Annotated in this window: 11 protein-coding genes and 1 pseudogene; 7 read left to right on the forward strand and 5 right to left on the reverse strand. The window is 55.3% G+C overall.

The genetic code is table 11. The annotated features are described in order from the left end of the window. Positions 1 to 201 (forward strand): hypothetical protein (locus BMI01S_RS42685; RefSeq protein ID WP_218002765.1); only part of this gene is annotated, 201 nt, incomplete at its 5' end. A gap of 261 nt (positions 202 to 462) precedes the next feature. On the opposite strand, the gene BMI01S_RS34470 is transcribed toward BMI01S_RS42685, so the two are convergent. The 5 genes from BMI01S_RS34470 to BMI01S_RS34485 all read right to left on the reverse strand — a co-directional run bounded on the left by BMI01S_RS34470 (position 463) and on the right by BMI01S_RS34485 (position 5,001). Continuing rightward, the gene (locus tag BMI01S_RS34470; RefSeq protein WP_028232788.1) at positions 463 to 1,230 is read right to left on the reverse strand and encodes an ABC transporter substrate-binding protein; all 768 of its coding nucleotides are present in this window, start codon (positions 1,228 to 1,230) and stop codon (positions 463 to 465) included. Between the two features lie 400 nt (positions 1,231 to 1,630). Then, a complete protein-coding gene (locus BMI01S_RS34475; RefSeq protein WP_244145478.1) occupies positions 1,631 to 2,062 on the reverse strand; it encodes a RidA family protein in 432 nt (143 codons plus the stop codon). Between the two features lie 53 nt (positions 2,063 to 2,115). Next, positions 2,116 to 3,510, reverse strand: a complete 1,395-nt coding sequence (locus BMI01S_RS34480; RefSeq protein WP_028232786.1) for an FAD/NAD(P)-dependent oxidoreductase — start codon at positions 3,508 to 3,510, stop codon at positions 2,116 to 2,118. Continuing rightward, positions 3,507 to 3,866: a (2Fe-2S)-binding protein gene (locus BMI01S_RS39930; protein ID WP_407669105.1), complete on the reverse strand. Its 360-nt coding sequence runs from the start codon at positions 3,864 to 3,866 to the stop codon at positions 3,507 to 3,509. The genes BMI01S_RS34480 and BMI01S_RS39930 overlap by 4 nt, the downstream gene beginning before the upstream one ends. Then, the gene (locus tag BMI01S_RS34485; RefSeq protein WP_028232785.1) at positions 3,856 to 5,001 is read right to left on the reverse strand and encodes an NAD(P)/FAD-dependent oxidoreductase; all 1,146 of its coding nucleotides are present in this window, start codon (positions 4,999 to 5,001) and stop codon (positions 3,856 to 3,858) included. Before BMI01S_RS34485 ends, BMI01S_RS39930 begins: the two co-directional genes overlap by 11 nt. 215 nt (positions 5,002 to 5,216) lie before the next feature. Between BMI01S_RS34485 and BMI01S_RS34490 the strand changes: the two genes are divergently transcribed. From BMI01S_RS34490 to BMI01S_RS34515, 6 genes and pseudogenes are all read left to right on the forward strand, one after another. Next, positions 5,217 to 6,116 (forward strand): LysR substrate-binding domain-containing protein, encoded by a 900-nt coding sequence (locus BMI01S_RS34490; protein WP_028232784.1) that lies wholly within the window; start codon positions 5,217 to 5,219, stop codon positions 6,114 to 6,116. Positions 6,117 to 6,589: 473 nt separating this feature from the next. Beyond that, positions 6,590 to 7,374, forward strand: a pseudogene (locus BMI01S_RS34495) (ABC transporter substrate-binding protein). 264 nt (positions 7,375 to 7,638) lie between these two features. Beyond that, a complete protein-coding gene (locus BMI01S_RS34500) occupies positions 7,639 to 8,328 on the forward strand; it encodes an ABC transporter permease (protein WP_028232783.1) in 690 nt (229 codons plus the stop codon). Between the two features lie 4 nt (positions 8,329 to 8,332). Continuing rightward, positions 8,333 to 9,046: an ABC transporter permease gene (locus BMI01S_RS34505; protein ID WP_028232782.1), complete on the forward strand. Its 714-nt coding sequence runs from the start codon at positions 8,333 to 8,335 to the stop codon at positions 9,044 to 9,046. Positions 9,047 to 9,110: 64 nt separating this feature from the next. Next, entirely contained in the window at positions 9,111 to 9,905 is a 795-nt protein-coding gene (locus BMI01S_RS34510; protein WP_028232781.1) for an ABC transporter ATP-binding protein, read from the forward strand. Between the two features lie 415 nt (positions 9,906 to 10,320). Then, positions 10,321 to 11,379, forward strand: coding sequence for an IS630 family transposase (locus BMI01S_RS34515; protein WP_028214918.1), 1,059 nt, complete (start codon positions 10,321 to 10,323; stop codon positions 11,377 to 11,379).

Genomic DNA, 11,379 nt, shown 5'->3' on the forward strand with positions numbered 1-11,379 from the left:
CCAACATCCGATCCATTCAGCATCGCAATTACCAGAAAATGTAAAAGAAAGAAATTGGTGAAGATCTCACGCACCACAGTAAAGATCGAGATCGTCACCACCTGGAAGCGCAACCCAACGCGTGCAGGGGTAGATACATCAACCAAAAGAAGTGCTTATTCGTCTGCCGCCTGGATCATGGCTCTGCGGAATGTTGGGTAGACAGTACCAGCCCAAACCGGTGGTGGTCGAGCTGTCATGTACCACTGGAGACTTCATGGGTGCTTCCACTTCAAAGATCCACCCTCGTTGCGTGCATTGTGATTTCGATTTCTCGCCCGACCGCTTTCTCTTCGCGAAATGTTTCAGCTGCTTTTCAATGTGAGCCGTTTTGCGCAAATTCTCGCGCGCCATCGCATAGCTTTACGTAGCGGATTCGGTGCCACGCATCACGAATCCGCAGCCTCGAATGTTACGGCGGTTTCAGGGTGCCACGATCTGATACTGAAAATATTTCTTTGCTAGCCTGTTGAGTGTTCCATCTTTCTTCAACGAAGCAATCGCCTCGTTCAGACGTGCCTTGAGCTCCGGATCCTGCTTGCGGACTCCAAATGCAACGCCGCGTCCAAATATTTTCTCATCGGTCAGCGGTTCTCCAACGAACGTAAAATTTTTGCCTTCGGGTTTTTTGAGAAAACTGTCTTCGGCACTTTGCTGAGACTGCAGAGCAGCATCAATTCGACCAGCGGCAAGGTCCGCGAACACCTGGGTTTGGCTCGAATATGTGACAACGACAGCGCCAGCCGGAGCCCACTTCTGTTCCGCATAATATTGTTGGGTTCCACCTTGTTGAACACCAACGCGTTTACCTCTGAGTGATTCAGCGTTTGGCAGGATGTGACTGTCAGATCGTGCAACCAAGCGAATCGGAGACGCGTAAATTACTGATGTGAAGTCGATTGCCTTTTCGCGTTGTTCGGTGGCCCACATGGCAGAATTGATGGCGTCAAATTTTCGCGCCTCGAGAGCGGGAATTAGTCCGTCAAACGAATTCTCGACCCATTTGCACTTTACTTGCAGTTTGGCGCAAATTGCATTGCCGACATCAATATCGAAACCCGCTAGCTCGCCGCTGGGCAGCTTATATTCAAACGGTGGGTAGTCCGCCTCTACGCCAAAACGCAGAGTATCTGCCGCCCAGACAGAAGACGCCAGTACGCACAGCATGGTGGAAGCAACCAGATGTCTCATCTCCGCTCCTGAATACATACAATATTTTGATTTACTTAACGATGAACTTAAAACACGCAGCTTTTTTGGCAAAACCCTTGACTCAGCAGAACGCACCTTATCTTGATTGCGTCAATTTTCCCTCACCTATTTAGATGTCCAGACTATCCAACGAAACAAGCCCATCGTACTCTTCGCTGAAACGGTTCGGAATGCGGATTGCTGAGCTGCCTATGCGAATTTGAGATAGTCCAGCGACGCAACCGCAACCCGCTAATGTCGTATAAACGTGGTAACGGCGCGGCCTCGAAACAGGGACTATGTCGGGCTACGACTATGCAAACTTTTCGAGACCCCAATCATGACGCAATCCCGACGTACTGTCGCTACTCACGTCCCGCTCCGCGCGCGCCCGAGTCCATCAAACAGCCGCCTGAACTTGAATCTCGACCAGGATGTCTTCGCCCGCAAGGTGCGATTCGACTGTGGCTCGCGCGGGAGGACACTCCTTGTCGACCCATGCATCCCATGCATTGTTCATCTCGTCGAAGGTATCAATGTCCCTCAACCAGATATTTGCGACCGCTATGCGGGACTTGTCCGCTCCGGCCGCCTTCAGATAACTATCGACCTGCGCAAGGATGTCTTCTGTTTGCTCCCTGACGCCACGTGTCGTATCCCGGGCGGTCACGCCGGATAGAAAAGCAAAGCCATTCGCCACTAAAACTCGGCTGAGCCTTCCAGTATTTCCTTGACGAATAATCATAAATTTTTCTCCTTGAAAATCAGGCTCTCTCGCCGTGAAAGGCTTGATTGCGCGCAACACGATTTGCTCGATCCGATGTGCCGTCATGGGTTCCTCTGGCGAACTTAGCTGACCGTTGCCTCGTGTTGCAACTTCGCCGGTCAATTTACATGGTCGCCAATTGACGCCAATTGGCCTAGTGTAATGGGTTTGATTGGCGGCCTGATCCTGTAGTAGCCGACGACATCAGGCGTGACTTGACGCTCTCGCGCTATGATCTCTGAAACGGTAAGACCGCATAGACGGCCTTGACACGGCCCCATACCACATCGATTAAACGCCTTCGCCTGGTTCGGACCAACGCATCCAAGCGCAACCGACTGCCGGATTGCGGCCGCAGTGACCTCTTCGCATCGACAGACCAGCACATCATCGGCCGGAATACGTGTTGCTTCACCAGGTCGATACAGCGCATCGAGAAACGCCCGGACATGAAGGTGGCCGGCAAGCTCCGAGCGTACTATATCGATCGTCCTGTCAAACTCGCGCCGGTCGATCTTTCCGCGACGCCTGCTAATCTCCAAACCACAAATTCTTCCTTGCACCGCTGCGGCCTTCGCTCCAGCGATGCCGCCTCCATCGCCTGCAACGAAGACGTCGGGTACATCCAGCTCGAATACATCGTTACGGTCTGGCACCCAGCAGAGCTGGTTCTTATCCCAATGATGCGATGCCTGAAGCGACCACGTGATTTGCGTATTCGGTACAACCCCCTGATGCAGAAGTATGAGTCCCGCTTCGATGCGTTGGCGTTTTTTTTTGCCTGCAATGAAGCTCAGCGCTTTGGCAACGGGTTCTCCTTCGATACGCAGCTCCCTTGCTCCGCGGTAGACTGGCACACGTGCCTTTCGGAGCACTCGCAGCAAACCGATGCCTTTCTTCAGCTCGGGCCAGCCCAACAAGGCGCTCGTCCAATGTTTCGCCGCCCAGAATTTGTCTGCAAGATTCGTTGTCTCAACGAACGCCCGGATGGGCACGCCTGCGCGCAAATACTGCCAGGCAAGCAGATAAAGCAGTGGTCCACAACCTGCGAGCACCACAGGCTGGCTCGGCACCGTGAATGATTCCTTCAGCAAGATCTGCGCGGCACCAGCCGTCATCGCGCCGGGGGTTGTCCAACCGGCAATCGGAAACGGCCTTTCCATCGCACCCGTCGCGAGTACGATGTGACGCGCCACCAGCGACTTACTCCGGCCATGCTGGGCGTAATGTACTTCACGCCCTCTGCTGACGAACCATACTTGAGCGCTGGTTTCATGGCGCACATTGCTTTCGGACAAGGCGACAGCGATAGTGGCTCCAGAAGCGTAGTCGGGACCCAGCAAGTCAACACGTTCTTTGTCCGCGCGGGTAATGGAGCGATAGATCTGGCCGCCCACTGTCGCCTGTTCGTCGAGGAGCACAACCTTAAGTCCTGCCTGCGCGGCGGTAGTCGCGGCGGTCATGCCTGCTGGGCCTGCACCGATAACTACAACATCAACTGCTTCCGGAATCATTGTCGCTGCCCCTTTCGACCAGTCGTGTTGCACTCACTGCTGCATTCGGTTAACACATCTCTCACGCCTTCCTGGGACCGGATGACCATGCCGTCCCGCGCGCTTTCGAGACAACTTTGGCAGTTTGGCGTACCGTCAATCTCTACGAGACACTCGAAGCAGACGCCCATCATGCAATAGGGTGCACGCGGGGCTCCGCTCACAGGCGTTCCGCGGAAACGACGCACACCTGCAGCAAGGAGGGCGGCTGCCAGGTTCATTCCGTCTGGGACCTCATACGGTACATGGTTGAAGATGATGCGCACCTTCGGACCTTTCACAACCAGCAGTTGCTCGAAGAGCGGTTCAGTCGACATGGGGAAAAGACTCATATGATTTTCGGAAGCGATCCGCAGCAAACGCCTGGAGACCTGGCACTCGCTGCTCGCCGGTGATCCAACCCGCAAGCCGCTGCGCGTGCGCTGCGGCAAGCGTTACGCCACTGTGGCAACTGATATTGAAGGCCCCAGGACAGATCGTGGACTCCTCGTAAATCGGGAAACCATCGGGCGTCATAACACGGAGCGCGCCCCATGCTCGCACTAGCCGAACATCATGAAGCAGTGGAAAGGCTTTCACCGCGCGCGCTGCTATTTCAGAGAGCACATCGGTCGTGACGCTGTTGTCGAAGCCGACGTTTTCAAGTGAGTCGCCCAACTGAACGGTGCCTTCCATGGTCTGCCGCACTGTCACTGTCGGGAACCGAAGAAACGTCCCGACGCGCTCGCTTATGAGGACCTGCCCACGTATTGGCACGACTGGGGCTTGCAGCCCGACCATGGGGGCGAGGTCCTTGTTTCCTAAGCCCGCAGCGAGCACTATCCGTGCAGAGCACCAGCGCCCCTTTTGTCCATGCACCACAAATCCGCCTGGTTGGGAATCGATTCGCATCACCCTCTCGGAGCTAATGACGTGCGCTCCGCGGTTGGCCATGCCCCTTCTTAAGCCGAGCAGCAACTTTAACGGGTTCACGTGCCCGTCCATCGGCGTATACGTGGCGCCAGCAATGGCCCCACCAATCTCCGGTATCCGGGCCTTCAGGTCCGCATTGCCGAGAACCTCGAATGGGTAGTTGCCACCGGCGTCGTCTGCTAACTGCAGGAGTTGCTTTCCACGCTCATCGAGTTCCTCATCCGAAAAACACAAATCAAAACCTCCTGGCTGCAGCAACTGCGTATCCACGCCGGTTTCATCGCGCAAGGCATCGGCGAATGATGGCCAGAGCGCAGCGGATTCACGAGTCCATGTCGTGTAGGCGGGCTGGCCGACTCCCTTGCCCTGAACCCAGACGAGGCCGAAGTTGCCGACCGACGCGCCAAAACCGTCATTCCCCTCGTCAATAAGGAGCACTTGCGCGCCTTCGCGGGCGATCCCATAGGCGACAGCAGACCCAACTAGGCCACCGCCTACGACTATCGCATCGTATAGGCCTGCGAAATCGTGTGTCTTCATACTGCGTCCTTGCGCAAACAGTGATTCCGGGCCGCGATTCTACCCTCCTGTTTGCACCATGACGGGTAGGGAAAAGATAGCGACCGGCTTTCGCATGAAGCGCCTTCGCCTCGTCCCCGGCAAGCCACATGCGTAGTAACACGGATGTTGCACGCCTAGACTTATGCGGTCAAATATCAAAACGATGCGAAGCTATGCTTAAAAGAGATACCCAGATGAAACTCAGTCAAATCGAGGCCTTCCGCGCAGTGATGCAAGCCGGTTCCACAACGGGGGCTGCGGAAGTACTCCATACCTCCCAGTCCAATGTGAGCAGACTTATTTTGCAACTGGAGGCCGATACGAGGCTTGTGCTCTTTGAGCGCCGCGGTGGCCGTCTCAGTCCGAAACCGGAAGCAAAGGCTCTTTTCCGCGAGGTTGAGCAAGTCTTCGTGGGGCTGAAAAGCCTCGCCTACGCCGCTGACAGCATTCGCAACCTCGGAAGCGGCCGCCTGCGCATTGCGTCGATTCCCGGCATCGGCATGAGCTTCCTCCCAAGAGTCGTGCAGCGCTTCAGGCAGTCCCGGCCTGATGTCACCGTATCGATCCATACCAACACGTCAAACACGGTAGAGCAATGGGTTTCGTCCCAGTTCTGCGACGTCGGAATCGTCGCCTTCGTATCTGCCGCCGCAACCTGTCAGGCGGTTGCGCTGCCTGATGCAGAGGTCGTTTGTCTTTTGCCGAAGAGCCATCGCCTGGCAGGAAAGACCAGGATCAGAGCTACCGATTTTCGCGGCGAGCAATACATCTCGCTCGTGCACGGTGACGGATCCAGGGAAGAAACCGACCGCATCTTCGAGCAGGAGGGGGTCGAACGCATGCTTACGCTCGAAGCGCAATACAGCGCCACGTGTTGTGAGATGGTGAAGCTTGGACTCGGTGTTACATTAGCCCATCCCCTGGTGGCTACCGATTATGTAGGCCAGGGAATCAAGGTCCTGCCCTTTTCACCGCCGATCAATTATCGCAGCTTCCTTCTCTATCCTCCGCACGGAGCAGTCTCACAACTGGCGGAAGAATTTGCCGCGTTGTTGCGCGACCAGTTTGAACGGGAAATAACAAGCTGGCAGTAAGAAGAACGCAGGCTGGAGGCTGTCTGCCGCACACTATCTTCCGCCAACGTCGAGAACGCTCGTCTGTCTGGCGTCAACTACAACCGCCGCTGGCAGAAGTAATTGGCGCCGGACAGCTCATCCACATCCGCGACCAGACGCCGGCCCGGAGGGACACCGGCGCGCTCATCTTCTTTTCTTTGTCGACTGGCAAAAAACAGCCCGATCGTCGCTTGCGCAGAAACGAAAACCGTCCCTGACACCCCCTTGGGTAGTCCGGTCCTGCACTCTGTACGGGCGGCACGCATGTCGTTTGCCTCCCACTATCTCAATTTCGCATAGTCTCCCTTCGTTTCAGAATTGGACGGCGCTACCGGTTCAGACTCATGATTCGCATCGGGCGTTGAGCGAGGTCCGCGCAGACACTCTGGAAATCACGTGGTTCAACCAGCGATCTCGATATGGCAGCCCCTGCTCGGAACAAGGACATATCAATGAAGGTTTGGGTAATTCTTGGGACGTTGACCGTCGGCTGTCTTCCTCTTGCGGTATCCGCTGACACTATTAAAACAATACGGTTCGGTGTGGACACTTCATACCCGCCATTCGAGGCAAAAGCCGTGAGTGGGGAACTTGTCGGTTTCGACATAGACAACTGGGCAACGCCATCTGCGCGAAGCTCAATGCTAAATGCGTGTGGATCGAGAATTCGTTCGACGGAATGATCCCGGCCCTTGAGGCACGCAAATTTGATGCAATCAATTCGTCGATGACCAGGAGTGAACAGCGCTCCAGGACTATCGATTTCAGCAAAAAACTGTACGCACCGGTTGAAGCGCTTGTTGTCAAAAGTGGTTCCGCGCTTACGCCAACCGCAGAGTCGCTCAAGGGAAAGCGCGTCGACGTACAGCAAGGCACTACTCAGGAAGCCTATGCCCGCAAGTATTGGGGCAATAGCGGCGTCGCCGTGGTCCCTTACCAGACCCAGGACCAGGTTTGGAACGACCTGGTGATGGGGCGCATTGATGCTGCGTTGGCTTTTGCACCGCAGGCCGAGGCTGGATTCCTGAAGACACCACAGGGGCGTGATTACGGATTCGCCCGAGGACCCGCCATCAAAGACGAAAGCATATTCGGCCCGGGCGTCAGCATTGGTATCAGAAAAGGCGACAAGGCACTGCTCGACGCAGTCAACGGAGCAATCGACCGCATCCGGAGAGATGGCACCTACGACCGTATCTCAAAGAAATACTTCGGCTTCGACATCTATGGCGGTTGACTTACCTGCAGCTGTCCGGCCGGCACTTCCGAGACCGCGGCCACGCTAGAGTTAACAACGCCGTCCACTGACATGTGCATTCGGCGGCGAGAGCTAACCGATGCAGACAGGAAGAGGATCCGTCCCTGCCGACTGCTCCCACGCCACACGGTGAGCGGCACTGGGCGAATCAAATGTTCCTGCTCGGTGAGTCTTCACGGATCGCAGATGGGGCGCGGCTTCAACCCAACATGAATTTAGTTATAGCTAACACGGGAGACGGGTGTGGGTCTATTCGGATATGGTCCGCAGCTTCTGGCAGGGACCCTGCGAACGATGGAGTTGTCGGTGTTGTCCCTTGCGGCCGCAGTCGTCCTCGGCCTTCTGGGCGCGTTGGCAAAACTATCGGAGAACCGGTGTTTTCGCACAATCGGTACGGCCTATACCACGTTAATCAGATCGGTGCCCGACCTCGTCCTGATGCTGCTCATCTTTTACAGCATCCAGATGGGTGTTAACGATCTTACGGACGCGTTCGGTCTGGAACAATTTGATATTGATCCATTCTCGGCCGGGATACTGACACTTGGCTTCATCTATGGAGCCTATTTCACGGAGACTTTTCGCGGCGCTTTCCTAGCAGTCCCGCGCGGGCAACTGGAAGCTGGTGCAGCCTACGGAATGAATGGGGTGCTCATTTTCCGGCGAATTTTGTTTCCTCAAATGATGCGTTTCGCGCTTCCTGGCATTGGCAACAACTGGCAAGTTCTTGTCAAAGCGACCGCGTTGGTCTCAATCATTGGTCTGGCAGACATCGTAAAGGCCGCCCAGGATGCGGGCAGGAGCACATACAAAATGTTCTTCTTTGTCATGTGTGCCGCACTCGTCTATCTCGCGATGACCACCATTTCGAATCTCGTACTGTTCGGGCTCGAAAAGCAATTTTCAACCGGCGTTCGGCACGCGGAACTGTAATCTCATGATCGACATCCTTGCCCAGTTCTGGCGCGCATTCCTGTATTGGGATGGGCAGCGTTTTTCCGGCCTCGCCGTCACGCTCTGGCTGCTGGTGGCATCTCTTGCAATAGGCTTCATGTTGGCGCTGCCCCTCGCAGTGGCTCGTGTCTGCCCTAATCGTTGCATAAGCACGCCAGTGCGCCTCTACACCTACGTCTTCAGGGGAACGCCTCTTTATGTGCAGCTGCTTCTGATCTACACCGGAATCTATAGCTTCGGATTTATTCGATCGCGTGAGATTAGTGATGCGTTGTTCCGAAGCGGATTCAACTGTGCGATCCTGGCCTTTTCGCTCAATACCTGCGCTTATACGACGGAGATATTTGCCGGCGCAATGCGCTCGATGTCTCACGGCGAAGTTGAGGCGGCCCGTGCATACGGAATGAGCGGATTCAACCTGTACAGACGGATCATCATCCCCTCCGCGCTGCGGAGATCCCTGCCCCTTTACAGCAACGAGGTGATCCTTATGCTGCACGCGACCTCGGTTGCTTTCACGGCGACCGTACCCGATATTCTGAAAGTCGCCCGTAACGCCAACTCTGCAACCTACCAGTCGTTTCAGGCATTTGGCATCGCCGCACTGCTTTATCTTACCATCTCCTTCGCGCTGGTCGCTGTGTTCCGGCGTGCGGAACACCACTGGCTCCGTTACCTTGCACCGCGCGCGCTCTAGCTGTGTACAGGATCGCAGTATTGGTATGAAACGCCAGTGATTTTAATGTAACGGAAGGATCAGAATGCTGAGGCACACTACAGCAGCAGAAGCAAGCAAACTCGAGGTCCGCGACATCCATAAACGCTTCGGCGATAACGAGGTGCTAAAAGGGGTGTCCCTGAAGGCAAGGAAGGGTGATGTCATCAGCATAATCGGTGCAAGTGGCTCGGGGAAGAGTACATTTCTTCGTTGCATTAATTTTCTCGAGCGGCCGAACTCCGGGTGCATTTTGCTCGATGGCGATGTCATAAAGACAAAGGCTGATAGATACGGCTATCTGGATGCAGAAGACCCGAAACAGCTGCAACGTGCTCGAACAAAGCTCGCGATGGTGCTCCAGCATTTCAACCTTTGGTCGCACATGACCGTCCTTGAGAACGTTATGGAATCACCGGTACATGTGCTCGGACTCCCACGTCACGAGGCAAAAGAACGCGCACGCGAATATCTTGATAAAGTCGGACTCGCACCACGAGTGGAGAAGCAGTATCCATCGCATCTTTCCGGCGGCCAACAGCAGCGCGTCGCGATCGCGCGGGCGTTGGCAATGAGCCCTGATGTGATGCTCTTTGATGAGCCGACATCGGCGCTCGACCCCGAGCTCGTCGGTGAAGTTCTTAAGGTTATGCAAAAGCTCGCCGAAGAAGGTCGCACGATGGTCGTGGTTACGCATGAAATGGGCTTCGCACGGAACGTCTCGAATCACGTAATGTTTCTTCATCAAGGACGTACAGAAGAAGAAGGTCTTCCCTCGGAGGTAATGAGCAAGCCGTCCAGCGAACGACTCATCAAATTTCTCTCCGGCAGCTTGAAATAGCCCACGATAGAAAAACCGCGGATTGCAAGGAGTTAATCAGCAATTAATTTGATGCGGTTTCTTTGAATAAGAATACAACTACTGATCCGGGAACACCTTTTCAAGTACCTGCGGTCCTTCCATGCTGATGAAGATGCCATACGGTGTCGACTGATAGATTCGCAAGGTCAGTGCGACACTGCAAAGACCGGTTGTCCATAGTTTTCTTTATCTTTCACACGCCATCCTGGATGGCATCGCAGATTTAATTCTCTGCAGCAATAGTGTAGCTCATAAGTAGTTGTACCATTCCAACGTTTGGAGACTCTAATGAAAACAAAAGCACTTACAGGCATTGTTGCTTCCATCATCGCAACGTCGTCATTTGCCGAATCTAGTCCATTGAACCAATGAAATTGCACTGATCTAATAGTGCATGGGCAAAATGAATCTGAGTGAAACCGAGCGCGAAGAGCTGATGTCGATGCAGCGCAGCCGCACGATGGCCGTTGGCCAGGTAAGGCGTGCGCGGTTGATCCTGCTGCTTGACGAAGGGGCCTCGCGTGCGGCGATCATGGCCGAATTGCGCTGCGATTCGCGATTCATCACAACGTGGCAAACGCGTTTCACCAGTGAGCGCCTGGCTGGCCTTTACGGCAGACATCCAGGCCGCGCGCCGCGACCTGACCTGGCGGGCCTTGAAGCGAGAGTGCTCGACTACACGCTGCGACGCAAACCGGCCGACGGCTCGACGCACTGGAGCAGCCGCAAACTGGCGGCACAGCTGGGTATGGCTTTCATGACCGTGCAACGTATCTGGCGCAAGCACGACATTCGGCCACATCGTCTCGATACGCACATGGTGTCCAACGATCCTGACTTTGAGACCAAGGCGGCCGATGTGATCGGGCTGTACCTCAATCCGCCATTGCATGCGGTGGTGTTCTGCGTGGACGAGAAGACAGCCATCCAGGCGCTGGATCGCAAGGACCGGATGTTGCCGCTCTCGCCCGGGCGCGCCGAGAGCCATGGCTTTGAATACAAGCGCAACGGTACCCTGAGCCTGTTCGCCGCATTGAACGTTGCCACAGGTGAGGTGCTGGGCAAAACCGCGCCACGCCACACCAGCGCCCAGTTTGTTGCGTTCCTCACCGAAGTGGTATCGGCCCAGCCGCGCGGGAAGGAGATTCACGTGATCTGCGACAACGTGAGCAGCCACAAGACCGAGGCCGTTCAAACATTTCTGGCTGACCATCCGAAGGTCTCGATACATTACACCCCCACGTATTCATCATGGCTGAATCAGGTCGAGAACTGGTTTGCCCGCATCCAGCGCGACGTCATTGCGCGTGGCGTATTCACCAGCACCAAAGATCTCGACAAAAAGCTCATGCGTTATATACGTCAGTACAACAAGCAGGCGCTTCCATTGAAATGGAAGTACTCCGATCCATCGCGGCGAATCCGGTGCAATTCTTCTGGTTCAATGGACTAG

Source organism: Paraburkholderia mimosarum LMG 23256 = NBRC 106338, from assembly GCF_000739815.1.
Taxonomy (GTDB): domain Bacteria; phylum Pseudomonadota; class Gammaproteobacteria; order Burkholderiales; family Burkholderiaceae; genus Paraburkholderia; species Paraburkholderia mimosarum.

What these genes read in the sequence shown, in the direction of transcription:
- BMI01S_RS34470 (WP_028232788.1), bottom strand. Translation starts at nt 1,230, where the DNA reads ATGAGACATCTGGTTGCTTCCACCATGCTGTGCGTACTGGCGTCTTCT.
- BMI01S_RS34475 (WP_244145478.1), bottom strand. Translation starts at nt 2,062, where the DNA reads ATGACGGCACATCGGATCGAGCAAATCGTGTTGCGCGCAATCAAGCCT.
- BMI01S_RS34480 (WP_028232786.1), bottom strand. Translation starts at nt 3,510, where the DNA reads ATGATTCCGGAAGCAGTTGATGTTGTAGTTATCGGTGCAGGCCCAGCA.
- BMI01S_RS39930 (WP_407669105.1), bottom strand. Translation starts at nt 3,866, where the DNA reads ATGTCGACTGAACCGCTCTTCGAGCAACTGCTGGTTGTGAAAGGTCCG.
- BMI01S_RS34485 (WP_028232785.1), bottom strand. Translation starts at nt 5,001, where the DNA reads ATGAAGACACACGATTTCGCAGGCCTATACGATGCGATAGTCGTAGGC.
- BMI01S_RS34490 (WP_028232784.1), top strand. Translation starts at nt 5,217, where the DNA reads ATGAAACTCAGTCAAATCGAGGCCTTCCGCGCAGTGATGCAAGCCGGT.
- BMI01S_RS34505 (WP_028232782.1), top strand. Translation starts at nt 8,333, where the DNA reads ATGATCGACATCCTTGCCCAGTTCTGGCGCGCATTCCTGTATTGGGAT.
- BMI01S_RS34510 (WP_028232781.1), top strand. Translation starts at nt 9,111, where the DNA reads ATGCTGAGGCACACTACAGCAGCAGAAGCAAGCAAACTCGAGGTCCGC.
- BMI01S_RS34515 (WP_028214918.1), top strand. Translation starts at nt 10,321, where the DNA reads ATGGGCAAAATGAATCTGAGTGAAACCGAGCGCGAAGAGCTGATGTCG.